The sequence below is a fragment of the Streptomyces sp. NPDC003035 genome, assembly GCF_042888285.1.
Taxonomy (GTDB): domain Bacteria; phylum Actinomycetota; class Actinomycetes; order Streptomycetales; family Streptomycetaceae; genus Streptomyces.
This window is the reverse complement of record NZ_JBIAPJ010000005.1, coordinates 503,825-526,042: the sequence shown is the minus strand read 5'-3', so window position 1 is coordinate 526,042 and position 22,218 is coordinate 503,825. Positions and strand designations below refer to the sequence as shown.

The 22,218-nt window shown below is 70.8% G+C and carries 24 protein-coding genes and 1 riboswitch; of the genes, 14 read left to right on the top strand and 10 right to left on the bottom strand.

Translation table 11 applies throughout. The annotated features are described in order from the left end of the window. Positions 1–9 precede the first annotated feature (9 nt). Positions 10–300 (top strand): DUF3263 domain-containing protein, encoded by a 291-nt coding sequence (locus tag ACFYV5_RS19190; RefSeq protein WP_355104464.1) that lies wholly within the window; start codon positions 10–12, stop codon positions 298–300. 23 nt (positions 301–323) lie between these two features. Then, the gene (otsB, locus tag ACFYV5_RS19185; RefSeq protein WP_389169662.1) at positions 324–1,169 is read left to right on the top strand and encodes a trehalose-phosphatase; all 846 of its coding nucleotides are present in this window, start codon (positions 324–326) and stop codon (positions 1,167–1,169) included. Between the two features lie 166 nt (positions 1,170–1,335). Here otsB and ACFYV5_RS19180 read toward each other — a convergent pair whose 3' ends face one another. The 3 genes from ACFYV5_RS19180 to ACFYV5_RS19170 form a co-directional block, all read right to left on the bottom strand. Continuing rightward, positions 1,336–2,805, bottom strand: coding sequence for a trehalose-6-phosphate synthase (locus tag ACFYV5_RS19180; protein ID WP_389169659.1), 1,470 nt, complete (start codon positions 2,803–2,805; stop codon positions 1,336–1,338). A 65-nt stretch (positions 2,806–2,870) separates the two neighbouring features. Beyond that, positions 2,871–4,682: a hypothetical protein gene (locus ACFYV5_RS19175; protein WP_389169656.1), complete on the bottom strand. Its 1,812-nt coding sequence runs from the start codon at positions 4,680–4,682 to the stop codon at positions 2,871–2,873. 56 nt (positions 4,683–4,738) lie between these two features. Continuing rightward, positions 4,739–5,692, bottom strand: coding sequence for a glucosyl-3-phosphoglycerate synthase (locus ACFYV5_RS19170; protein ID WP_389169653.1), 954 nt, complete (start codon positions 5,690–5,692; stop codon positions 4,739–4,741). A 121-nt stretch (positions 5,693–5,813) separates the two neighbouring features. After that, positions 5,814–5,969, top strand: a riboswitch (SAM riboswitch). 17 nt (positions 5,970–5,986) lie between these two features. Between ACFYV5_RS19170 and thrC the strand changes: the two genes are divergently transcribed. The 7 genes from thrC (at position 5,987) to ACFYV5_RS19135 (ending at position 12,420) form a co-directional block, all read left to right on the top strand. Further along, positions 5,987–7,294, top strand: a complete 1,308-nt coding sequence (thrC, locus tag ACFYV5_RS19165; protein WP_355104474.1) for a threonine synthase — start codon at positions 5,987–5,989, stop codon at positions 7,292–7,294. Positions 7,295–7,323: 29 nt separating this feature from the next. Further along, complete coding sequence (locus tag ACFYV5_RS19160) at positions 7,324–7,602, top strand: MoaD/ThiS family protein (protein ID WP_355104476.1); 279 nt, start codon at positions 7,324–7,326, stop codon at positions 7,600–7,602. Positions 7,603–8,005: 403 nt separating this feature from the next. Continuing rightward, complete coding sequence (locus tag ACFYV5_RS19155; RefSeq protein ID WP_005315736.1) at positions 8,006–8,209, top strand: cold-shock protein; 204 nt, start codon at positions 8,006–8,008, stop codon at positions 8,207–8,209. A 380-nt stretch (positions 8,210–8,589) separates the two neighbouring features. Beyond that, entirely contained in the window at positions 8,590–10,218 is a 1,629-nt protein-coding gene (groL, locus tag ACFYV5_RS19150) for a chaperonin GroEL (protein ID WP_355104479.1), read from the top strand. A gap of 121 nt (positions 10,219–10,339) precedes the next feature. Continuing rightward, complete coding sequence (locus ACFYV5_RS19145) at positions 10,340–10,807, top strand: SRPBCC family protein (protein ID WP_355104481.1); 468 nt, start codon at positions 10,340–10,342, stop codon at positions 10,805–10,807. Positions 10,808–10,809: 2 nt separating this feature from the next. After that, positions 10,810–11,382 (top strand): GNAT family N-acetyltransferase, encoded by a 573-nt coding sequence (locus tag ACFYV5_RS19140; RefSeq protein ID WP_389169648.1) that lies wholly within the window; start codon positions 10,810–10,812, stop codon positions 11,380–11,382. 66 nt (positions 11,383–11,448) lie between these two features. After that, entirely contained in the window at positions 11,449–12,420 is a 972-nt protein-coding gene (locus ACFYV5_RS19135; RefSeq protein ID WP_389169644.1) for a hypothetical protein, read from the top strand. Positions 12,421–12,497: 77 nt separating this feature from the next. Here the strand turns inward: ACFYV5_RS19135 and ACFYV5_RS19130 are convergent, their stop codons facing one another. Continuing rightward, positions 12,498–14,078: a carbohydrate-binding protein gene (locus ACFYV5_RS19130; RefSeq protein ID WP_355104487.1), complete on the bottom strand. Its 1,581-nt coding sequence runs from the start codon at positions 14,076–14,078 to the stop codon at positions 12,498–12,500. 662 nt (positions 14,079–14,740) lie between these two features. Here ACFYV5_RS19130 and ACFYV5_RS19125 point away from each other — a divergent pair. Next, positions 14,741–15,481 carry a class I SAM-dependent DNA methyltransferase gene (locus ACFYV5_RS19125; protein WP_389169641.1) on the top strand — a complete coding sequence of 247 codons (741 nt, stop codon included), beginning with the start codon at positions 14,741–14,743 and terminating at the stop codon, positions 15,479–15,481. A 349-nt stretch (positions 15,482–15,830) separates the two neighbouring features. On the opposite strand, the gene ACFYV5_RS19120 is transcribed toward ACFYV5_RS19125, so the two are convergent. Beyond that, positions 15,831–16,091 carry a DUF397 domain-containing protein gene (locus ACFYV5_RS19120; protein WP_389169638.1) on the bottom strand — a complete coding sequence of 87 codons (261 nt, stop codon included), beginning with the start codon at positions 16,089–16,091 and terminating at the stop codon, positions 15,831–15,833. Beyond that, positions 16,072–16,914, bottom strand: coding sequence for a helix-turn-helix domain-containing protein (locus ACFYV5_RS19115; protein ID WP_389169636.1), 843 nt, complete (start codon positions 16,912–16,914; stop codon positions 16,072–16,074). Before ACFYV5_RS19115 ends, ACFYV5_RS19120 begins: the two co-directional genes overlap by 20 nt. Positions 16,915–17,034: 120 nt before the next feature. On the opposite strand from ACFYV5_RS19115, the gene ACFYV5_RS19110 reads away from it, so the two are divergent. The 3 genes from ACFYV5_RS19110 (at position 17,035) to ACFYV5_RS19100 (ending at position 19,035) form a co-directional block, all read left to right on the top strand. After that, a complete protein-coding gene (locus ACFYV5_RS19110; protein WP_355104497.1) occupies positions 17,035–17,250 on the top strand; it encodes a hypothetical protein in 216 nt (71 codons plus the stop codon). Continuing rightward, positions 17,247–17,450, top strand: coding sequence for a hypothetical protein (locus tag ACFYV5_RS19105; RefSeq protein ID WP_389170018.1), 204 nt, complete (start codon positions 17,247–17,249; stop codon positions 17,448–17,450). The genes ACFYV5_RS19110 and ACFYV5_RS19105 overlap by 4 nt, the downstream gene beginning before the upstream one ends. 94 nt (positions 17,451–17,544) lie before the next feature. Continuing rightward, a complete protein-coding gene (locus ACFYV5_RS19100) occupies positions 17,545–19,035 on the top strand; it encodes an alpha/beta hydrolase (protein WP_389169632.1) in 1,491 nt (496 codons plus the stop codon). A gap of 66 nt (positions 19,036–19,101) precedes the next feature. On the opposite strand, the gene ACFYV5_RS19095 is transcribed toward ACFYV5_RS19100, so the two are convergent. The 4 genes from ACFYV5_RS19095 to ACFYV5_RS19080 all read right to left on the bottom strand — a co-directional run bounded on the left by ACFYV5_RS19095 (position 19,102) and on the right by ACFYV5_RS19080 (position 21,792). Then, a complete protein-coding gene (locus ACFYV5_RS19095) occupies positions 19,102–19,437 on the bottom strand; it encodes a helix-turn-helix transcriptional regulator (RefSeq protein ID WP_355104501.1) in 336 nt (111 codons plus the stop codon). A 12-nt stretch (positions 19,438–19,449) separates the two neighbouring features. Then, the gene (locus ACFYV5_RS19090) at positions 19,450–19,809 is read right to left on the bottom strand and encodes a type II toxin-antitoxin system RelE/ParE family toxin (protein ID WP_355104503.1); all 360 of its coding nucleotides are present in this window, start codon (positions 19,807–19,809) and stop codon (positions 19,450–19,452) included. 84 nt (positions 19,810–19,893) lie between these two features. After that, positions 19,894–20,826, bottom strand: coding sequence for an N-acetylmuramic acid 6-phosphate etherase (murQ, locus tag ACFYV5_RS19085; RefSeq protein ID WP_389169629.1), 933 nt, complete (start codon positions 20,824–20,826; stop codon positions 19,894–19,896). A gap of 27 nt (positions 20,827–20,853) precedes the next feature. After that, positions 20,854–21,792, bottom strand: a complete 939-nt coding sequence (locus ACFYV5_RS19080) for a MurR/RpiR family transcriptional regulator (protein WP_389170000.1) — start codon at positions 21,790–21,792, stop codon at positions 20,854–20,856. 66 nt (positions 21,793–21,858) lie between these two features. On the opposite strand from ACFYV5_RS19080, the gene ACFYV5_RS19075 reads away from it, so the two are divergent. Next, entirely contained in the window at positions 21,859–22,215 is a 357-nt protein-coding gene (locus tag ACFYV5_RS19075) for a hypothetical protein (RefSeq protein ID WP_389169626.1), read from the top strand. Positions 22,216–22,218: the final 3 nt, after the last annotated feature.

The window sequence follows — 22,218 nt, the reverse complement described above, 5'->3', positions numbered from 1 at the left end:
TTGGGTCGTATGACCAACGATGAGGAACGGGGAGGCGGCAACGGTCCCGGCCACGGCCACGGCCTGGGCACGGGCGGCGGCCTCGGGGAGCGCGAGCGCGCCGTTCTCGCCCTGGAGCGCCGCTCCTGGCCGGGCCCCGGCGCCAAGGAGCGGGCCGTCCGCGAGCAGCTCGGCCTGTCCGCCACCCGCTACTACCAGCTCCTCAACGCGCTCCTGGACGACCCGCGCGCCCTGGAACACGATCCGGTGACCGTCAACCGGCTGAGGCGGGTCCGTGCGGAGAAGGAGCAGCGCCGCTGAGCCCGCCTCGGTAGGGTCGTCGTATGGTCAGCAGCCTTCCGCACCCGACCACATCCGCAGGCCGCGACGGCCTGGGCGCGCTTCTCGCGCGGCCGGACAAGGCCGTCGTCGCCCTCGACTTCGACGGGACGCTCGCCGAGATCGTCCCCGACCCGGAACAGGCCCGCGCCCACCCCGGCGCCGTCGCCGCGCTCGCCGCGCTCGCGCCCGAGGTCGCCTCGGTCGCGGTGGTGACCGGCCGCCCGGCAGGCGTCGCGGTCCGCTACGGCGGTTTCGCCGGCGTCCCCGGCCTGGAACGCCTCGTCGTCCTCGGCCACTACGGCGCGGAGCGCTGGGACGCGGTCACCGGCACCGTGCAGGCCTCCGCCGTGCATCCGGGCGTGGCCGCCGTCCGCGCCGAACTCCCCGGCTTCCTGGACAGCGTCGGAGCCTGGCCCGGCACCTGGATCGAGGAGAAGGGCCGCGCGGTCGCCGTCCACACCCGCCGCTCCACCGACCCCCAGGCCGCCTTCGAGGCCCTCAAGGGCCCCCTCGCCGAGCTCGCCGCCCTGCACGGCCTGGTCCTCGAACCGGGCCGCATGGTCCTGGAGCTGCGCCCGCCGGGCATGGACAAGGGCGTGGCGCTGGGGGAGTACGTACGGGAGGTGGGCGCCGCCTCCGTCCTGTACGCGGGCGACGACCTGGGCGACCTCCCGGCCTTCGCCGCGGTGGAGAAGCTCCGCTCGAACGGCACCCCGGGCCTGCTGGTCTGCAGCGGCTCCACGGAGGTCCCGGAACTGGCCGAGCGGGCCGACCTGGCGGTGGCGGGCCCGGCGGCCGTGGTGGACTTCCTGGCGGAACTGGCGAAGGCGGTACGGGAGGCCCGCTGAGGGCCCGCCCGCACCGCCTGGGCCGGCGTACCGGCGTACCAGCGGGCCCGGCGTGAAGGTCACATGAGCTTCACGCCGGCCTGCGGGGCCCGCCGTGCCGCGGGACGCGTCCGCGTCCGTGTGGTCGGACGCGATGCCGGGACCGACGGCGCGCGCGCCGCCATGGTCACGATGTGCCAGGCCCGTCGACCGGTGCGTCCCGCAGCGCCTCCAGCTGTTTCAGGAACCACTGCTGCGGCGGGAGCGCCGTCGCCGTAGCCGCCAGGCGCTTCGTGCGCTCGGCTCGCTCGCCCGGGGGCATCGTCAGGGCCTCGTGCAGGGCACGCGCCGTCTCGGACACGTCGTACGGGCTGACCGTCAGCGCGTCCTCGCGCAGCTCGTCGTACGCGCCCGCGCCCGTCGAGAGGACCAGCGCGCAGCCCTCCTCCGACACCACCGGGATCTCCTTCGCCACCAGGTTCATCCCGTCGCGGACCGGGTTGATCAGGGCCACGTCCGCCATCCGGTACGCCGCGAGGGAGCGCGTGAAGTCGTCCTTCACCGACAGCAGCACCGGCTGCCACTCGTCCGTGCCGAACTCGGCGTTGATCTCCTCCGCCAACTCCGCCACCGCCGCCGTGTACGCGCGGTAGACCGCGAGGTCCTGGCGGGAGGGGTACGCCGAGGCCAGGTGGACGACCCGGTCGTGCCACTCGGGCCGCTCGCGCAGCAGCTCGCGGTAGGCGAGCAGGCCGCGCAGCACGTTCTTGGACAACTCCGTGCGGTCCACCCGCACGATCGTCTTCCGGTCGCCGACCTCGGCCCGCAGCTGCGCGAGCCGCTCGTCCACCTCCGGTCGGTGCGCCAGGGACCGCAGTTCGTCCGCGTCCACGCCGAGGGGGTACGCCTGCACGCGCGTGGAGCGCTTGGGCCCGCCCCACCGGCGGTGGTGCACTCCGCGCCAGGGGTCGCCGCTCGGCCAGGCGCCCTGCGCCGTTCCCTCGGCACTGTCGATCTGCGCGCCGTTGATGAACGCCCCCGCCCAGCCCCAGGTGTGGAAGCCGAGCTCGTCCGCGCCGAGCATCCCCCACATCAGCTCCTCGCGGATGTCCTCCGGGAGCATCCGCAGATATTCGGACGACGCCCACGGCGTGTGCGTGAAGTGGGCGATCCGCAGGTCGGGACGGAGCTCGCGCAGCTGCCCCGGCACCAGCGCCAGGTGGTAGTCCTGGACCAGGATCTCCGCGCCCTCGGCCGCCTGCTCCGCCAGCGCTTCCGCGAAGGAGCGGTTGTAGGCGCGGTACGACTCCCAGCGGCGCCGGAACTCCGCGTCGAAGACCGGCTCGCGGGGGACGTCCCACAGGTGGTGGTGGAGGAACCACAGCACCGAGTTCGCGATGCCGTTGTACGCGTCGTCGTAGACCCCCGGGTCGAGGGCCAGCATCCGCACGCCGGGCTCCGAGACGCCCCGGCGCACGGCTTCCCGGTCGCCGTCCGACAGCGCGGCGCAGACCCACAGCGCCTCCGGCTGTTCGGCGAGGGCGGCGGACAGACCGGAGACGAGACCGCCCCCGCCGCGCCGGGCACTGAGCGTGCCGTCGGCGGCGAGGGCGTACGAGAGAGGGCCCCGATTGGAGGCAACGAGCACAGAAGCCATGTGGCGAACCTAGCCCGTCCCGTAAACGCTCAAACGTACGTATACGAGTGTGGCGAATCCACGCCTCAGAGTTCGCGCCGGCCGCGCAGGGCCGCCTTCGCCACCACACCCGTCGCCGCCAGGGCGAGGGCGAGGCCGCCGAGCAGCCAGAGGCGCTCGCCGTTGCCGCCGGTCTCCGCCATCGAGCCGCCGGGGCCGTGCGGGGCCGGGCGCGGCTCATGGGGGCTGGTGACCGGTGTCGGCTCGACGGTGGTATCGGTCGGAATCGGAGACGGCGAGGGATCCACCGGGTCCGTCGGCGTCGGCGTCGGTGACGGGGTGGGATCCGGGTCCGGCTTCGGGTCCGGGTCCGGCTTCGGGTCCGGCTTCGGTTTCGGCGCGTCGATCACCGGCGCCACCGCGCAGGCCGGGTCCTTGCTCCCGTCCCCGCAGTTCGAGCGCGGCGAGGCCGCCTCGACGCCGTTCAGCAGCTTCCCGTCCCCGCGCACCGGGTCGCGGACGGTGACGGAGTACGTGATCGTGGCCGCCTTGCCGGCCGGGATGTCACCGACGTAGCCGATCTTCGGCGCGTCGTACGTGACCTTGCCGATCGTCGCCTTCGCGTCGCCGTTGTAGACGGCGTCGTCCAGGGTCCCGGTCAGGTCGTCGGCGAGCGAGGCGCCCGGGTGGTCGAGCGGGCCGGTGTTCTTCGCCGTGATCGTGTACGTGAGGGTGTCGCCCGGCTTCACCTTCTGCGGGTGCGCCGTCTTGGTGACCTCCAGGTCCGGCACCGGTACGGAGAAGGCGAGGGCGGAGGGCACGTAGGTGTCGCCCGTCGTGGTGAAGGTCAGCTCCGCCGACCGGGCGCCCACCGGGATCGCCCCGTCCGGGATGTCGAAGGCCTTGGCGTCGATGCTCAGGTTGTTGACCAGCTTGGGGGAGACGGCCCCGTCGTCCTCGCTGACGAAGAAGTTCTTGGTGTTGCCGGTGTGGCTCTCGGTGACGTTCTTGCCGTCGACCAGGAACTGGTCCCCGGGCGTGTTCCAGTCGCCCTCGTACGCCGTCACGCTCGCCCGCGCCGTGCCCGCCGTGCGGTGGAAGCCGTCGACGGTGATCGTCGTCGCGGGGGAGGTGGAGCGCTGGAGCACGTGCCCGCCGTAGATGGACACATGGCGGCGGTCCGGCGCGTGCGTCGGCTCGGGTCCGGGGAACGCGTAGACGACGGTCAGGGACCAGCCCGCCACACAGCCCTTGCCGTTCGGCGCCCAGATGTTGCCGACCGCGACCTGCGCGTCGATGCCGCGCAGGCCCGCGAAGGCGGCCGTGACGTCCGACTCGCCCGTGTAGTAGTGCGGGCCGCCGGTGTCCGCCGGGTCCGTGACCATGGAGTCGATGGAGACCGCTGTCTCGGCCCCCGCGCCGACCCGGATGTGCGGCACGGTCGTCGCGTGGTCGCCGGGGGAGGGCGCCACATCGGGCCCGGAGATGTCGCAGCGTCTGAGCTGGGCGCCGCTCGGCCCCTTGTACGTGCCGTCGTTGCCGCCCCAGAAGAGCCGGGCGTACGCGACCTCGGCGCCCGCCGGGATCTTCACGTAACCGGTGCTCGATCCGTAGCCGTGGGCCATGGAGCCGGTGTTGACGCGCTCCATGGCGAAGGTGTTGTTGTTGTCGCCGCCCTGGCCCGCGGCGGCGACCGCGCAGCGAGCGGCCAGGTCGGCGGGGAACGTGGGGCAGGCCATGACCGTGTTGCCGATGGTGGTGAAGTCGCCGTACAGGGACGCGTCGTACCGCTTGCCGAAGGGCTCCACCACATCCGCCGCGGCCGGACCGGCCGCGGCGAGGGACAGCGTGCCGAGTGCGCCGGCGGCGAGACCGAGCGCCGCCAGGAAGGTAGTCATTCGATAGGTGAACCACATAAAACGGAAATTTAGGCAAGAAGCGCCATTCCGCGGCGTTACGCCACGCGCCGGTGCGCGTACTCCGTGATCTCGACCATCGGCGGCCGCTCCTCGGTGTCCACCGCGTACGTCCGGGGCGCGAAGCCCCTGCCGCCGTCCTTCTCGTCCCGCTCGAACTGCGTCAGCCGCGGCCGCACCAGATGCCCGCGGGACAGCCGCAGCTGCGCCGTGCGGTAGATCGCCGCCGCCATCCGGCCGAGCGCCTGACCGTCCTGATGGCGGTGCTTGCGGACGCCGACGTCGACCTGGGCGAGGGCGTCGAGACCGACCGTGTGCAGCGCGTCGACGAGGAGGCCCAGCTCCACTCCGTAACCGACGGGGAACGGCAGCCGCTCGAGCAGCGAGCGCCGCGCCGCGTACTCGCCGCCCAGCGGCTGCACGAAACCGGCCAGCTGCGGCCAGTGCAGATTGAGCAGCGGCCGGGCCACCAGCTCCGTCACCCGACCCCCCTGACCTGGGGTGTCGCCGAGCGGGCGGTCGTACATCGCCTTCACGAAGTCGACGTCCGGGTCGGTGAGGAGAGGGCCGACGATGCCGGTGACGAAGTCCGCGGAGAAGTCCCGCAGATCCGCGTCGACGAAGCAGACGATGTCACCGTCGGTCACCATCAGTGACCGCCACAGCACCTCGCCCTTGCCGGGCACGGCCGGTATCCGCGGAAGGATCTCGTCCCGCGCCACCACCCGCGCCCCGGCCGCCGCCGCGACCTCGGCCGTACGGTCGGTGGAACCGGAGTCGATCACCACGAGCTCGTCGACCAGCGGGACCGCCTCGGACATCAGCTCGCGGCGGATCACGGAGACGATGTCGCCGACCGTCGCCTCCTCGTCGAGCGCGGGCAGCACCACGCTGACCGTCGTCCCCCGCTTGGCGGCCAGCAGCCGCTCCACCGGACGGTCTGCCACGGACCAGGACCGCCGGGCCAGCCAGCGCTCCACCTCATCCAGCAACGTGATCTCCATCTCGCGGTTCGGACGACCATCTCGCCCGCCCATGCCTTCGGTTACAGTCTTGAACAACGCGGACGCCCGATGCATGTCGGGGTACCGCCCGCGTTCCACAACCGAATACCGCTCATCCAGAGGGGCAGAGGGAAACGGCCCGTTGAAGCCCCGGCAACCCTCCAGTCGGTCTCGTCCGCAGTCGTCGCACTGCGCAGCGAGGCTCCCGGCTAGGGAAGGTGCCAAATCCGTCTCATGGCGACGTTCGTCATGGGAAAGATGAGGAGAAAGGGCCTCGCCTCCATGGCTGTACAGACTGTTTCCACCACCGAAACCCCCGCCGAGACGGTCAAGACCGTTGATCTCGGTCCCGCTTCCGGGCTTTCCTGCCGGGAATGCGGCGAGGTTTTCGCCCTCGGCCCCATCTTCGCCTGCGAGCTGTGTTTCGGCCCGCTCGAAGTCGCGTACGACCTCCCCACCGGTGACCCCGAGGCGCTGCGCAAGCAGATCGAGGCCGGCCCCGCCAACATCTGGCGCTACGCCCCGCTGCTGCCCGTCCCCGCCGACGTCGCCGAGAAGCCGAACCTGAACCCGGGCTGGACCAAGCTCGTCCAGGCCGACAACCTCGCCCGCGAGCTGGGCGTCGAGCCGGGCAAGCTCTTCGTCAAGGACGACTCCGGCAACCCGACGCACTCCTTCAAGGACCGCGTCGTCGCCCAGGCCCTGGAGGCCGCCCGCGCCTTCGGCTTCACCACGCTCTCCTGCTCCTCCACCGGCAACCTGGCCGGCGCCGTCGGCGCCGCGGCCGCCCGCGCCGGCTTCCGCTCCTGCGTGTTCATCCCGCACGACCTGGAGCAGGGCAAGGTCGTCATGGCCGCCGTCTACGGCGGCGAGCTCGTCGGCATCGAGGGCAACTACGACGACGTCAACCGCTTCTGCTCGGAGCTCATCGGCGACCCGCTGGGCGAGGGCTGGGGCTTCGTCAACGTCAACCTGCGCCCGTACTATGGCGAGGGCTCGAAGACGCTCGCGTACGAGATCTGCGAGCAGCTCGGCTGGGTCATCCCCGATCAGTTGGTCATCCCGATCGCCTCCGGCTCGCAGCTCACCAAGATCGACAAGGGTCTGCAGGAGCTCATCAAGCTGGGCCTCGTCGAGGACAAGCCGTACAAGATCTTCGGCGCCCAGGCTGAGGGCTGCTCCCCGGTGTCGGCGGCCTTCAAGGCCGGCCACGACGTCGTACGGCCCCAGAAGCCGAACACCATCGCCAAGTCCCTGGCGATCGGCAACCCGGCCGACGGCCCGTACGTCCTGGACATCGCGCGCCGTACGGGCGGTGCGGTGGAGGACGTGAACGACGAGCAGGTCGTCGAGGCGATCAAGATCCTGGCCCGTACCGAGGGCATCTTCGCCGAGACGGCGGGCGGCGTGACGGTCGGCGTGACGAAGAAGCTGGTCGAGGCCGGTCTCATCGACCCGAGCCTGACCACGGTCGTGCTCAACACCGGCGACGGCCTCAAGACCCTGGACGCGGTGGCCGAGACCTCCCAGGCGACCGCCACCATCCGCCCGAGCCTCGACGCGTTCCGCGACGCCGGCCTGGCCCACTGACCACCCTCGTCACGGAAGGCAGCACCACCATGAGCGTCAAGGTCCGCATCCCCACCATCCTCCGTACCTACACGGGCGGCCAGGCCGAGGTCGTCGCCGAGGGCGCGACCCTCTCCCAGGTCATCGCCGACCTGGAGAAGAACCACACGGGCATCGCGGCCCGCGTCCTGGACGACCAGGGCAAGCTGCGCCGCTTCGTGAACGTGTACGTCAACGACGACGACGTCCGTTTTGAGCAGGGCCTGGAGACGGCGACGCCGGACGGCGCCGGCGTCTCGATCATTCCCGCCGTCGCCGGCGGCTGCTGAGCCCTCGCATGACCCGCCGTAACCGAATTGCCCCCTCCGCTCGGGAAGCGGAGGGGGCAATTCTGCATGGTTGAACGCGGTAGAGTTGGGGAAGCCCCCCGGCTTCCCTTCGCTGCTCATGCCAGGCGCATATGAGAATGCGTCCGTGCGCGACAAGATGCAGCCAAAGTGTTCGAGTGTTGTGTACCTTCTGCGCACTTTGCCGGGCCCGACTTGCCCCGGAATTCAGTGAATTCTCCTGAATTCTCCTTTACGCCGCGCCCAGAATTCTCGCCCGATTGCCCTGTTGCAGAGGGCAGTTGGGCAGATACATTCAGCCGCGGTCGACGCGTTCCGGCGCAGGGTCTGACCCGGGTCCGCGAAGTGCGGTCCCGCGCAAGGGCCAGTAATAGGGGAGTTAGGCATGGCTCAGGGCACCGTCAAGTGGTTCAACGCGGAGAAGGGCTACGGCTTCATCGCGGTCGACGGTGGTGCGGATGTATTCGTCCACTACAGCGCGATCCAGATGGACGGTTACCGCACCCTTGAAGAGGGTCAGCGGGTCGAGTTCGAGATCTCGCAGGGCCAGAAGGGTCCGCAGGCGGACATGGTCAAGCTCGCCGTCTGAGCACGGCGCGATCGGCCACCACGTACGCACTCACGCGTTCTCATCGCCGAGGGGTCCGCATCCTGACCAGGATGCGGACCCCTCGTGCGTTCGCCGACGGCTTCGCCGGAGGGCGCCCGATCTCCGAGAGGCGCTTGCCCCCGCCCGTCGCCCGACCACCACCCCTCATCGACGTCCCTTCGGGACGGCCTTGCACTCTCCCGGGTCGAGTGCTAATCATTGGCGTTAGCACTCTGAAGGTGAGAGTGCTTACGAGGATCGGGCAGACGAGGCCCGCGGCCAGGTGGGGCAAGGAACCATCGGGCACGCAGGCCGTCCGTCGCGGGCGTCGGTTCGGTCCTGGAGCGTTATCCACCCCATGTCCGGGAGGACCACTTCACATGGCCAAGATCATCGCGTTCGACGAGGAGGCACGGCGCGGTCTCGAGCGCGGGATGAACCAGCTCGCCGACGCCGTCAAGGTCACCCTTGGCCCCAAGGGCCGGAACGTCGTCCTCGAGAAGAAGTGGGGCGCCCCCACGATCACCAACGATGGTGTGTCCATCGCCAAGGAGATCGAGCTCGAGGACCCGTACGAGAAGATCGGCGCCGAGCTGGTCAAGGAAGTCGCCAAGAAGACGGACGACGTCGCCGGTGACGGTACGACCACCGCGACCGTCCTCGCCCAGGCGCTCGTCCGCGAGGGCCTGCGCAACGTGGCGGCCGGCGCCAACCCGATGGCCCTCAAGCGCGGCATCGAGAAGGCCGTCGAGGCCGTCTCGGGCGCCCTGCTCGAGCAGGCCAAGGATGTCGAGACCAAGGAGCAGATCGCTTCCACGGCCTCCATCTCCGCCGCCGACACCCAGATCGGCGAGCTCATCGCCGAGGCGATGGACAAGGTCGGCAAGGAAGGCGTCATCACCGTCGAGGAGTCCCAGACCTTCGGTCTGGAGCTGGAGCTCACCGAGGGTATGCGCTTCGACAAGGGCTACATCTCGGCGTACTTCGCCACCGACATGGAGCGTATGGAGGCGTCCCTGGACGACCCGTACATCCTGATCGTCAACTCCAAGATCTCCTCCGTGAAGGACCTGCTCCCGCTCCTGGAGAAGGTCATGCAGTCGGGCAAGCCGCTGCTGATCATCGCCGAGGACGTCGAGGGCGAGGCCCTGTCGACCCTGGTCGTCAACAAGATCCGCGGCACCTTCAAGTCCGTCGCGGTCAAGGCCCCGGGCTTCGGCGACCGCCGCAAGGCCATGCTGAACGACATCGCCATCCTCACGGGCGGCACGGTCATCTCCGAGGAGGTCGGTCTCAAGCTCGAGAACGCCGGCCTGGACCTGCTGGGCCGCGCCCGCAAGGTCGTCATCACCAAGGACGAGACCACGATCGTCGACGGCTCCGGTGAGAGCGACCAGGTCGCCGGTCGCGTCAACCAGATCCGCGCCGAGATCGAGAACTCGGACAGCGACTACGACCGCGAGAAGCTGCAGGAGCGCCTGGCGAAGCTCGCCGGCGGTGTTGCGGTCATCAAGGCCGGTGCCGCCACCGAGGTCGAGCTCAAGGAGCGCAAGCACCGCATCGAGGACGCCGTTCGCAACGCGAAGGCGGCCGTCGAGGAGGGCATCGTCGCCGGTGGTGGCGTGGCCCTGCTGCAGGCCTCCTCGGTCTTCGAGAAGCTCGAGCTCGACCTGACGGGCGACGAGGCCACCGGTGCCAACATCGTCAAGCTGGCGCTCGAGGCCCCGCTGAAGCAGATCGCGATCAACGCCGGCCTCGAGGGCGGCGTCGTGGCGGAGAAGGTCCGCAACCTGCCCGTCGGCCACGGCCTGAACGCCGCGACCAACGAGTACGTGGACCTCATCGCCGAGGGCATCATCGACCCGGCGAAGGTGACGCGTTCCGCCCTGCAGAACGCGGCCTCCATCGCCGCGCTGTTCCTGACCACCGAGGCCGTCATCGCCGACAAGCCGGAGAAGGCGTCCGCGCCGGCCGGCGGCGGCATGCCGGGCGGTGACATGGACTTCTGATCCTCCCGGATCGGTAGTTCATCGCTGTACGCGACCGAGGGCGGCACCCCTGTTGGGGGTGCCGCCCTCGGGCGTTCGGGGTGATGCTGGTGGGAGGACCCCCACGGCGGGAGAGCGGACCATGATCACGCTGCTGACGACACCGACCGACCGCGAGCTGGTCATCACCCGGACCTTCGACGCCCCGCCCGCCCGCGTGTGGGAGGCGTGGACGAAGCCCGAGCACGTCCGCCAGTGGTACGGGGTCGCCGCCCTGCCCACGGTGGTCTGCGAGATCGACCTGCGCGTCGGCGGCGCGTGGCGCTGGGGACAGAAGGCGCCCGACGGCCGGGAGATCGTCTTCTCGGGGACGTACGAGGAGATCGTGCCGGGCGAGCGGCTGGTCTACACGGAGACCTTCGAGCTGATGCCGGGCCCGCCGGTCCACGTGACCCTCACCTTCGACGACACCCCGGACGGCGGCACGGCCCTCACCAGCACCTCGCTGTGGCCGTCGACGGAGATCCGCGACCAGGCGCTGGCGACCGGAATGGAGGATGGGGTGAAGGAGGAGTACGACCGGCTGGCCGAGTACCTCCGCACGATGTGAGCTTGATCGTTCCCCGGCTGACGGCCGGGTCCTTCGCCGTGCGCCGGTGGGAGCGCGCCGACCTGCCCCTCGTGGAGGAGGCGTCGTCGGACCCGTACATCCCGCTGATCACCACCGTGCCGCCGGTGTACTCCGAGTCGGAGGGCGAGGCGTTCGTCCGGCGCCAGTGGGCCCGCTCGGAGACCGCCGCCGGCTATCCCTTCGTCATCGTCCGCCGCCGTGACGAGCGGCCCGTCGGCATGATCGGCCTCTGGCTCCGCGACCTGCCCGAGGGCCGTGCGACCCTCGGCTACTGGATCGCCCCGTCCTGCCGCGGCGAGGGCGCGGCCGGGGCGGCGCTCACGGCCGTGAGCGACTGGGCGCTGGGCGAACTGGGCATCCCTCGCCTCCAGTTGCTGGTCGAACCCTGGAACGAGGCCTCGGCCCGTACGGCGGAGCGGGCGGGGTTCGTACGGGAGGGGCTGCTGCGGTCCTGGCAGGAAGTGGGCGGGGAGCGGCGGGACATGGTGATGTACGGGCGGGTGGCGATGCCGACGGGGCCCGGGCTTGGGGATCCGGTGACCGGGGAACGCTGAAGAGAGGCCGAGGGGAGGCCGAGGCCGAGGGGAAGCCGAGCGGAGCCGGATCGCGGGGGTGGGCCGATGAGTCGCCGGAAACTGCCGTACCTCGATTACGTGGGGAAGACGTTCCCCACCCAGGAAGCGGACGAGCCGGTCGAGCCGCGCGACGGCACGATCCGCGTGCACGAGCACGTCTTCCGCCGGTCGCTCGACGGGAAGCAGGCCCCTTCCGTCTTCCTCGTGCGGACCCCGGGGCCCGTGGACGGCTCGCGGGGCCTCGTCCCCTGCACGCCGGAGGCGAGCCGTCGCTGGGCGCGGGCCGCCGTCGCCTACATCACCGCCGTGGACGAGGTCACCGACGCACTGTGGGCAGCCCGCCGACGTGCCGCGTCCGTCCCCCGGTGGAGGACCTTCGCCGCGCGCCGCGCCCTGCGCGACTGGGAGGAGACGCGGCAGCGGTACGAGCGGGTGATGCGGGAGGCCGGTGAGGCGTACGAGCCCGTCGGCCGGGAGATCCGGCAGGCGATCCAGGCCGAGAAGGACAAGGCCGCCGAGCGGGCGCGCGAACTGGCCCGGCGGGAGGAGGAGGCCCGGCGTCGCAGGGCGCGGCTGGCCGAGCGGGCGATCTGGGGCCGGGCGGTGGTGACGGAACCGGGCTGGCGGGCGGTGTGCGTCTTCCGGCACGACGTCCCGCGCGGCGAGGCTCCCGACACGGCCTCCCCAAAGGAGAGTCCGCATCTCGACCTGCCGGGTCTGCGCCGGGCGCTCAGGGAGCTGGACCTGCCCCATGTCCTGTGGGACGGCCCCGCGCTCGCCGAGACGGAGCGCGAGCTGGAGGGCGTCAGCTTCGGGCGCTGGTGGCGGGAGCTGTTCCACGAGGACTACCGCACGCTCACGGAGCGCCCGCCCAGCGGGGAGTATCCGGGCGGGGGATCCTCCAGCGGGGGTTCCTCCAGTGGGGGTTCAGGCCGCCGGGGGAACCCTTCCGGCGGGACCGGTACCAGCGGCTCGGGAGGCTTCAGCGGCGGCTTCAGCTGCGTCGGCGGCTTCTGACGCCGGGGCAACGGCTTGGGTGCGCCGGCCTCGGTGTTCCGTGCGAGACCGGCGCGCCCGTCGTCGTCGTGTGCGGCCTACCAGGTGACCGGGCGGCCCCCGAAGGCCGCGACGAGGCGGCCGTCCGCGGCGTAGGACCAGCTCAGAGCCCCGGCGTACGAGGAGCATCGGGAGCCGTTCGAGCCGGACCAGAACTGGTTCGTGCCGTCGACGTCACCGATGGTCCGGTCGTTCGTCCCGCTGCTGGTGCTACGGCAGGAGGTGTTGCTCCGGAACACCGACGTGCCCGCGTCGAAGGAGAAGTTGCGCTGGGCGTTGTCGATGCTGATGTTGTTCGAGACCGTCATCGAGCCCGGGTTGCTGTTGTACGTGAACCCGTGCTTGCCGTTGTGGAAGGCGATCGTGCGCCGGACGACGTGGTCGACCTTGATGTCCTCGCCGCCGAGCTTGAAGCCGTTGCGGTCACCGGCGCCGGCCTGCGAGCCGTCGCTGAGGGTGCCGTTGTCGTACGCGAGGGAGTCCTCGATGGTCACCACGCCGATGGGGCCGGTGTCCGTCTTGGTGTACAGGTCCCAGCCGTCGTCGATGTTGTGGTGGGCCACGGCGTAGCGGAAGACGTTGCCGCTGCCGACGGTGAGCTTGGCGGCGAAACCGTCGGCGTCCTCGCCGTCGGAGTCGGCGTTGTCGTGCGACTCGGCGCTCAGGACGAGGTTGTTGGACGGCCACTGCTCGCGGGGGGTGGTGGAGGCGATGCGCGAGAGCTGGAGGCCGGTGTCGCGGTTGAAGCGGGTCACCGTGCGCTCGATGACGTTGTTGCTGCCGCCGACGAAGATCCCGTTGTCGCCGGCGCGCTCGACGACGATGCCGTTGACGTGCCAGTACGACCCGTTGAGGGCGAGGCCGCGGTTGGCGGGGTCCTCGGTCATGGCGGAGAAGTTCAGCACCGGGGTCTCGCCGGGGTAGGCGGAGAGCTTCTTCCGGGCGGCGGCCGTGCCGTTGTTGGCGGGCGGGACGGTGATCGTCGTGGAGTGACGGTAGGTGCCGCCGCGGAGGTAGATGGTCCCGCCGGGGGCGATGCGGGCGATCGCCGAGGTGAGCGTCGTGGGGTCGGACTGGGTGCCGGAGGCGTTGTCGGTGCCGTTCGGCGCGACGTACAGCGCGCTGCTCGTCGGCGGCGGTGTGGTGTCGCCCGTCGTCGTGACGTTCAGGGAGTCGATGTTGGGCAGGCCGGCGGAGGTGGTGGGGCTGAGCCGGATGGTGTTGCTGCCTGCGGTGAGCGTCACGGTCAGGGTCTTGGTGGCCCAGGTGGACCAGGCGCCCGTGGCCTCGAAGGACGGCGTCTGGACGGTGGACCCGTTGACGACGAGGCCGGCGGGGCGCGCGGCGGTCCCGCCGTTGGCGAACCGGACGGCGAGCGTCGCGGTGCCGGCGGCGGGGGCGTTCACGGTGAACTGGGCGGAGGCGCCGACGGCGTTGGTGCCGTTGCAGAAGCCGCTGCCGGTGAAGCCGGACCAGTCGGACTCGATGGCGCCGGTGCAGACGGCGGGGGAGGCCTCGGCCTCGTACAGGGTGGAGGCGGCGTGGGCGGTGGTTCCGGACAGGGCGACGAGGGTGCCTGCCACGAGGCTGACGCACGCCGTGACGGATCGCAGATGCATCGTGGGGTCTCCAGAGTGGGGAAGGGAGGGCGTTCCGGGACTGGACGAGAAAGCGCTTTCACCGGAAGCTAGGGGCGTGGTCGTGGACGCGTCAATAGTCGCGTACATGATTAGTGTTCAGGTGAGTGAACGCGGTCGAGGCGCCGGGGGGCCGGCCCTGGAGAGGGGCGGGCTTCATGCCCCGCTGGTCACTGCCGGTGGGTGGCGGAACCCCCGACGCCCGTACGGGGCGCGGGGGTAGCCTCCGGGCAGGACGAAACAGGGGGAGTGGACGTCGTGGATGAGCAGACGTGTGGAGTCGTGGGGCAGTTCTGCGACGACGAGGGCTTCGAGGCCGAGTGCGTACTGCCGGCAGGGCATCCGGGCAGGGTGCATAAGGATCCGGTGATCGGCACGTGGGATGAGGACGAGCTCTACGGCGCCCCTCCCGCGTAACGCCGGATCGTAGGCATGGTGCGCGTGCGTAAGTGCTCCCGCATCAGCGGTACTCGGCACAAATAAGCGGCATTTACGGACAAAGTGCATCGCTCGGTGAGTTCTGGGCGGCCTTAGAACTCCTAACGAAATGATCTCCAGGGTGGTTGGATCACTTCGGGACGCTGCGCCGCGGAGAACATAAATGCGTCGACAGCGCCCCTCGGCACCCGGCAAAGTGCCCGTCCGTGACGAGCAGTGAACTGTGGACCCGTGCGACCGCCGACCGCTACGACGCCGAGGAGGCCGAAGCGTCCTCGGCTGCCGTTCTCGGACCGACTCTCGCCTTCCTTGCCGAGCTCGCCGGAGACGGCCGGGCACTGGAGTTCGCCATCGGGACCGGACGAGTGGGCGTCCCGCTCCGGGAACGCGGCGTGCCGGTAGTGGGCATCGAACTGTCCGAGCACATGGCAGCGGTGCTGCGGCGCAAGATCGACGAGGACACGCTCCCGGTAGCCCTCGGGGACATGGCCACCACCGTCGTTCCCGGCGAGTTCGCCCTGGTCTATCTCGTCTACAACACCATCACGAACCTGCTCACGCAGGACGAGCAGGTCGAGTGCTTCCGCAACGCCGCACGTCATCTGGAGCCCGGCGGCCGATTCGTCATCGAGCTGGGCGTGCCGCCGCTGCGGTTCCTGCCGCCCGGCCAGGTCGCGGTGCCGTTCGACGTCTCTGAGCAGCATCTCGGCTTCGACACCTTCGACCTCGTCGAGCAGATTCTCGTCTCGCACCACCTCACCCGCGACGGCGACGACGGCCGCTACCGCCGCGACAACTCCCGGCACCGCTACGCCTGGCCGGCAGAGCTCGACCTGATGGCACGGATCGCTGGGCTCGAGCTGGAACGTCGCGTAGCGGACTGGGACGGGGCGCCGTTCACCCAGGACTCCGCGAAGCACATCTCCGTGTGGCGCAAGCCAACCTGAGGTCGGCCAAGCCGACCACTCAGGGTCGGGTGTCCACACCCACCGGGCAGTGACCAGCCGGGCATGAAGCCCGGCCACCCACCGGCCGCAACACGCTGAGCTCTGCCGGGCCGCCCCATTCCACTGCCGCGCAAACCCACCCACGGACCCGCAGGCGCTCCACGGAGCTCGGGCGCAGACGGTCTTCCGCGCCCGCCCCACCCCCGGGCCGCCCTCCGAGAGTTTTCACGCGCCTGGAGCCGCCGGGTCAAGGGTGGGCGAAGCCCATCGCGCAGCGACGCGACGAAGGAGCGCCCTTGACGCGGCGGCGGAAGGTGCGACTCTCGGAAAGAGGGCGGTCCTACGGTGCCTACTTCAGGCCGTCCACGAAGAGGGCCCAGGAGGCGGTGCCGAAGACGAGCTTGGGCCCCTCCGGGTTCTTGGAGTCGCGGACGGGGACGATGCCGGGGTGGTCGTCGGAGACCTCCAGGCAGTCGCCACCATCGCCTCCGCTGTACGAGGACTTGCGCCAGGTCGCGACCTCGATGCAGTTGCCGCCGCTGCCGTCGCTGTAGCTGGACTTGAACCAGATCGCCGTGCCCAGGTCGTACTCAACGTTGCTGATCTTCATGGGCGTAATCCTCCGCCACTGACTCAATCAGGACCAGGGAATCGCGCGGTGACAGCGCAGCGGCCCCGAGCAGTTCGTAGGTGAGGGTGTGGCGGGCGACCGTGGCCGGATCGTCCTCAAGGCGGCCTGTACCAAGGCCCTGGAGGTAAACCAGAGGTGGGGCGTCCTCGAAGGACATCAGCTTCATCGAGCCGGTCATAGGTCCGTACGCCCCCGCCTTGAACGGCAACACCTGCGCGATCACCCGATGCTTCCTGATCAGCGTCGCCACATGCCGTAACGCCTCCGCCATCACCGCCGAGCCTCCGACCTCCTGTCGCAGCACCGCCTCCCCCAACACCACCCACAACAACGGCTTTGTTGGGTCGTCCAGCAGATGGCCACGGTCCAGGCGCGCCGCCACCAACTCGGCGATCCTCTCGTCCGGAGCGGTGGGCTGGTACGCGCGGAAGACCTCCCTCGCGTACGCCGGCGTCTGCAGCAGGCCCGGGATCAGCAGCGGCGCGAACTCCTTGATGGCCTCCGCCATCGCTTCCGCCTCCGCCGCCTCCGCGAAGTGGTCCGGGTACTTCGACTTGTTCGCCGCCTTGCAGTTCCGCGCGAAGAAGCCGCCCGTCCCCAACACCTCGTCCAGTTGCGCCGCCATCTCCGGCCGGATCCGTCGGGTGCCCGCCTCCATCTGGCCGACGTACGAGCCGCTCACGAACACCAGCTCCCCCAGCGCCTCCTGGCTCAGGCCCTTCCGCTCTCGTGCGTGGCGCAGTTCCGCGCCGATTATCGCTCTGGGCGAGGTCGACGGGTCCGGCTTCCGCTGTCCGTACATGGGCATCAACTCCCGCTTGCACATCTGGGGTTGTTGGGGCTCCACCACTGTTCCCCAGTGTTCTCCATCCGGACACTCTGTGGAGGCGAAATCGATACACACAGTGGAAAGGACCGTAAAATGCCCACTTCACTTGAGCGTCTGCAAGCCGCCCAGGAAGTCGTCACCCGACTCAAGGGCGAGTTCGACGCCCTCGGGGTCGGTCTGCCCTCGCTCGGGGTCGACCCGCTCACGATGGCCGGGGCAGGGAACACGTACCCCCTCGTCGAACTCGGGCGCTGCAACCTCGACACCGCGCTGCGGCTCCTCGCCGTGCTCGGGGAGGTGAAGCGGTGAACATCGGCGCGTACGTCATCGACTCCCGCGACGGCCGGATGGGTCGGGTCATGGCGCGCGTCGGACCCTATGTGCAGCTGAGACCGCCCGGTGGTGGGCGGGAATGGGACTGCCCGGTCGAGGAGCTGACTCCGGCGTCGGTGGGTGACGTGCTCCGGGCGCGGGTGCGGGCGATCAACCGTGAGAGCCGGCTGCCGTGAGCATGTCGGAGATCCCGGGCAGGGGGATAGCCCCACCCCGTACCGTCCCGGCTGCCGGATGGGAGCGTGGCCGGGTTTCAACCAGGCTCAGCACATGACGACTTACGCACGTTCGGGCCTCGTTCTCGTCCTCTCCGCCGCCGCCGTCGCGGCCTCCCTCACCGCCACCGCCACCGCTACCGCCGCCGGCGGGGGGCTCGTGTGGACGGACTGTGCCAAGGAGGGCGGGCCCGCCAGGCAGGAGTGCGCCACGCTCACCGTGCCGCTGGACTACGGCGACCCCGGCGGGGAGCAGGTCTCCCTCGCCGTGTCGCGGATCCGTAGCGACCGGCCCGAGGCGCGGCGCGGGACGCTGATGGTGATTCCCGGGGGGCCGGGCAGCTCCGGTGTGCAGCGGCTGTCGCAGAGGGGGGCCGCGCTGGCGGAGGAGATGGGCGGGGCGTACGACCTCGTGGCGTTCGACCCGCGGGGGGTCGGGGGCAGTTCGACTGCGAGTTGCGCGCTCGACGCGGACGACCGGCGCATGGTGAACCTGCGCTCGTGGCCGGCGGCGGACGGCGGGATCGACGAGAACGTGGCCCGTTCGCGCCGTATCGCCGAGGCGTGCGCACGCAACGGCGGCGAGGTGCTGCGCAGCTTCTCCTCGGCGAACCAGGTGCGGGACCTGGACCGGCTGCGGCAGGCGCTCGGGGAGGAGAAGCTGTCCGCGTGGGGCGTGTCGTACGGGACGTACGTGGGTGCCGTGTACGCGCAGAAGTACCCGGAGCGCACCGACCGATGGGTTCTGGACAGCAGTGCCGACCCGGACCCGAAGCGGGTCGAGCAGGGCTGGATGCGGAACATGGCGCGGGGGGCGGACGACCGCTTCCCGGACTTCGCGGCCTGGGCGGCGGCCCCGGAGCGGGAGGCGGCGGGACTGCGGCTGGCGGGGCGGGCGGAGGATGTACGGCCGCTGGTGCTCGGTCTGGCGGCGCGGCTGGACCGTGCGCCGAGGGAGTCGACGACTCCGGGCATGCCGCTGACCGGGAACGTACTGCGGCAGGCCCTGCAGAACGCCCTCTACAGGGACGCCGCGTTCCCGGGGCTCGCCCGGCTGATCCTGTCGGCGCAGGACCCGGACCCGGCCGTGCGGCCCGTCCTGCCGCCCGGTCTGGACAAGCCCCTGTCCGACGAGGACGCGGCCATCACCGTCGGCGTGATCTGCAACGACGTGAAGTGGTCCGGTTCCGTCCGCTCCTACGAGCGGGCCGTCGCCGCCGACCGGGCCGCCCACCCGCTCACCGCCGGGCTGCCCGCGAACATCACGCCCTGCTCCTTCTGGAAGGCCCCGGCCGAGAAGCCGACCCGGATCACCGACCGGGGGGCGTCCAACATCCTGATGATCCAGAGCCTGCGCGACCCCGCGACCCCCTACTTCGGCGGCCTGAAGATGCGCGCGGCCCTCGGCGAAAGGGCCCGGCTGGTCACGGTGGACCAGGGCGGGCACGGCATGTATCTGAGCAACGGGAACGCGTGCGGGGACCGGGCGGTGACCGCGTTCCTGCGGACGGGGGTGCGGCCGGAGCGGGACGCGTACTGCGGCTAGGGGCTGTGTGGGGGCGTGCGAGGACGTTCCCCGTACCGGGTGCGTCCTCGCACGTCTTGGCCGAGGTCAGGCCGCCGGGCGGGCGGCGAACCTGACCTCTTCGCGGTCCTCGTCCAGCGCGATGGTCAGGGAGGCGTCCAGTGCGACGGCGAGTCGGCGGAGGAGGGGCAGTGTCGGCATGGAGTCCGCCCCCTCGATCCGGGAGATCTTCGCCTGTGAGAGACCGGCCCGGGCGGCGACCTCGGTCTGGGACAGCCCCAGCTCCGTGCGACGGTCGTAGACGGCCTTCGCAAAGGCCATGGCCAGCCGAATCTCCGCCCGCTCGGCGATGATCTCCGGGGGCTCGCCGAGCCCGTCGACGTGTTGCCTCTCGCGGGCGAGCTTCCAGCGCGTGTGGTTCATGGGCGTCCCTTCCTAGCCGCGACTGTAGGTCTTGTGGGCGGGGCCGTGGTCGCTCTCGCACAGGGCGCGTGCGGTGACGGCACGAGCGACTTGGGCGGTCTCGCGCATGCGGGTTTTGCGGAAGACCGTGAGCAGGACGATGCGCCTGTCCGGTGCGAACCAGTAGGTGATCCTTGTGTCCTCCCCGTCCAGTGTCGGTCGAAGTTCATACACGCCATCCCTTAGTGGGCGGGCGAAGGGCATCGGGGTGTGCGTGCCGAGAGCGGCCAGCAGGTCCGCGTACTCCTCGACCTTGCGGTACTGCTTGGCGGGGAGGAGCTCCAGCCATTCGCGTACCTCTGGTTCCAGCTCAATGACGTGCGGGGTCTCCATGCGGCGCACCGTATTATGTCGTGCACGACATAATACGGGACTTGGTGCGGATTCGCTCGTTTCGGTGACGGAGGGGCGGACTGCTCAGGCGGTCGGCGGCGCGTGGAGGGCCGCGCGCAGGTGGCCCCGGGAGTCGGTGAGGCGGTCCGCGGCGGTCTTGGCGTCGATGTCGGCGAGGATCATCAGGATCGCCGTCTTCACCTCCCCGTCCGCCTCCGCCAGCGCCGTCTCGATCTGTTCGTCCGGTGCGCCGGTGGCGAGGGCGACGATCCGCCGCGAGCGTGCCTGGAGCTTGTCGTTGGAGGCGCGGACGTCGACCATGAGGTTTCCGTACGTCTTGCCGAGCCGGATCATCGTGATCGTCGAGATCATGTTGAGGACCAGCTTCTGGGCCGTGCCCGCCTTCAACCGGGTGGAGCCGGTGAGGAGCTCGGGGCCGGTGACGACCTCGATGCCGTGCTCGGCGGCGGCCGCGAGCCCGCTGCCCGCGTTGCAGGACAGGCCGATGGTCAAGGCGCCCCGGGCCCGGGCGTGTTCGACGGCGCCGATGGCGTACGGGGTGCGGCCGGAGGCGGAGATGCCGACCACCGTGTCGTCGGGGGTCAGGCCGAGCGCGTCCAGGTCCTCGGCCGCGAGTTTCTTCGAGTCCTCCGCCCCCTCGACCGCCTGCACCATCGCCGTGGGTCCGCCCGCGATCAGGCCGACGACCTCGCTCGGGTCGGTGTTGAAGGTGGGCGGGCACTCGCTGGCGTCGAGGACGCCGAGTCGGCCGGCCGTGCCCGCGCCGGCGTAGACGAGACGGCCGCCCCGCCCCATCCGTACGGCGGTGGCGTCGATCGCGGCGGCGATCTGCGGCAGCTGCGCGGTGACGGCGGCCGGGACGGTCTGGTCCTCGGCGTTCATGGTGCGGGCGATGTCGAGGGTCGGGAGCTGGTCGATCTCCGCGAGCTCGGGCCGGAACGCCTCGGTGGTGAGGTTGGCCAGCTGCGCCTGAAGCTCGGAGTACGTAGAGGACACGTGCGGCTCTTTCGGTGCTGTGGGTCGTCAGCGGGTGCGGGGGGAGTGGCGGTGGGCGAGGGCTTCGTACGAGGCCGCGAGGGCAGGGGCCGCCGTCTCGTACGTACGTTGGGTGACGCAGGTGAACAGGCAGTCCACGACCAGGAGTTGGCTGGTGCGGGACGACATCGCGGCGGGGCGCAGTTCGCTCTCGCGGGCGGTGGAGGTGGTGAGTATGTGGTCGGCGTACTGCGTCACGGGCCCGTCCGGGCGGCCGGTGATCGCGACGGTGGTGGCGCCGTGGTCGAAGGCGACGCGGAGCGGTTCTATGACGTCGCCGGTCGAGCCGGAGTGGGTGATGGCGATGGCGACGTCGCCGGAGCGGAGCTGTACGGCGTTGGTGACGGCGAGGTGCGGGTCGCTGTGCGCGTGCGCGAGGAGGCCGATACGGAGCAGCTTCTGGCCGAGGTCCTGGGCGACGAGGCCGGAGGCGCCGACGCCGTAGATGTCGATGCGCCGGGCGACGGCGAGGGCGGCGACGGCGGCGCCGAGCTGGACGGTGTCGAGTCCGGCGGCGGTGTCGGCGAGGGTCTGCTGCTCGTCGTAGGCGAGCTTGGCGACGACGTCGGCGATCGGATCGTCGACGGCGATGTCCGCGGTGACGGAGGGCGCGCGGCCGGACTGCTGCTGGGCGGCGAGGCCGGCGAGGGCGAGGCGCAGGTCGCGGTAGCCGGGGTAGCCGAGGAGGCGGGCGGTGCGGACCACGGTCGCCTCGCTCGTCCCGGTGAGCTCGGCGAGGCCGGTGACCGTGAGGGCCGCGCAGCCGGCGGGGTCCCCGGCGACGGCTTCGGCGACCCGCTGCATGGAGCGGGTCATGGACGGCGCGAGGGTGCGCACCTTGGCCGCGAGGGCGGCGGGTGCGGGCGGGGCGTCCTTGGCGGGGGGACCGCCACCGGCGCCCCCGCCCGCGCTGAAAATTTCCTTCACGTGATGGGTCACACCTGAAAGATATTTTCGGCTGGTGGGAGCGTCAAGACGCGTGACAATGGCTGCATGGACGACATCGACCCCCTGGAGCAGGCGCTGCACACCGCCCGCGCCCTGGTCCTCGCTGATCTGGCGGCGCGGAACGTGGCCGCGGCCGAGGTCGTGTCGATGGTCGAGGACTCCGTCACCCACCGCCGGTGGTGGGTCGAGCAGTGGCCGGAGGGCCTCACGTACGTCGCCGGGCTGGTTGCCCAGGACGTGCAGGACGCCCTCCTGGAGCGGCACGGCCGCTGGCCGCTCTGCCCGGTCTGCTCCTCCGGCGACCCGCACGCCCTGGACGTCGAACCCGAGCTCGGCCCGGACCCGCACTGGGTCTGCGGCAAACAGGGCGTGGTCGTCGCGCCGGTCGGCGGTCTGACGTGATGG

Coding starts and splice junctions, on each gene's coding strand:
- ACFYV5_RS19190 (WP_355104464.1), top strand. CDS start 10: ATGACCAACGATGAGGAACGGGGAGGCGGCAACGGTCCCGGCCACGGC.
- otsB (WP_389169662.1), top strand. CDS start 324: ATGGTCAGCAGCCTTCCGCACCCGACCACATCCGCAGGCCGCGACGGC.
- ACFYV5_RS19180 (WP_389169659.1), bottom strand. CDS start 2,805: ATGGCTTCTGTGCTCGTTGCCTCCAATCGGGGCCCTCTCTCGTACGCC.
- ACFYV5_RS19175 (WP_389169656.1), bottom strand. CDS start 4,682: ATGACTACCTTCCTGGCGGCGCTCGGTCTCGCCGCCGGCGCACTCGGC.
- thrC (WP_355104474.1), top strand. CDS start 5,987: ATGGCTGTACAGACTGTTTCCACCACCGAAACCCCCGCCGAGACGGTC.
- ACFYV5_RS19160 (WP_355104476.1), top strand. CDS start 7,324: ATGAGCGTCAAGGTCCGCATCCCCACCATCCTCCGTACCTACACGGGC.
- ACFYV5_RS19155 (WP_005315736.1), top strand. CDS start 8,006: ATGGCTCAGGGCACCGTCAAGTGGTTCAACGCGGAGAAGGGCTACGGC.
- groL (WP_355104479.1), top strand. CDS start 8,590: ATGGCCAAGATCATCGCGTTCGACGAGGAGGCACGGCGCGGTCTCGAG.
- ACFYV5_RS19145 (WP_355104481.1), top strand. CDS start 10,340: ATGATCACGCTGCTGACGACACCGACCGACCGCGAGCTGGTCATCACC.
- ACFYV5_RS19135 (WP_389169644.1), top strand. CDS start 11,449: ATGAGTCGCCGGAAACTGCCGTACCTCGATTACGTGGGGAAGACGTTC.
- ACFYV5_RS19130 (WP_355104487.1), bottom strand. CDS start 14,078: ATGCATCTGCGATCCGTCACGGCGTGCGTCAGCCTCGTGGCAGGCACC.
- ACFYV5_RS19120 (WP_389169638.1), bottom strand. CDS start 16,091: ATGAAGATCAGCAACGTTGAGTACGACCTGGGCACGGCGATCTGGTTC.
- ACFYV5_RS19115 (WP_389169636.1), bottom strand. CDS start 16,914: ATGTACGGACAGCGGAAGCCGGACCCGTCGACCTCGCCCAGAGCGATA.
- ACFYV5_RS19110 (WP_355104497.1), top strand. CDS start 17,035: ATGCCCACTTCACTTGAGCGTCTGCAAGCCGCCCAGGAAGTCGTCACC.
- ACFYV5_RS19100 (WP_389169632.1), top strand. CDS start 17,545: ATGACGACTTACGCACGTTCGGGCCTCGTTCTCGTCCTCTCCGCCGCC.
- ACFYV5_RS19095 (WP_355104501.1), bottom strand. CDS start 19,437: ATGAACCACACGCGCTGGAAGCTCGCCCGCGAGAGGCAACACGTCGAC.
- ACFYV5_RS19090 (WP_355104503.1), bottom strand. CDS start 19,809: ATGGAGACCCCGCACGTCATTGAGCTGGAACCAGAGGTACGCGAATGG.
- ACFYV5_RS19075 (WP_389169626.1), top strand. CDS start 21,859: ATGGACGACATCGACCCCCTGGAGCAGGCGCTGCACACCGCCCGCGCC.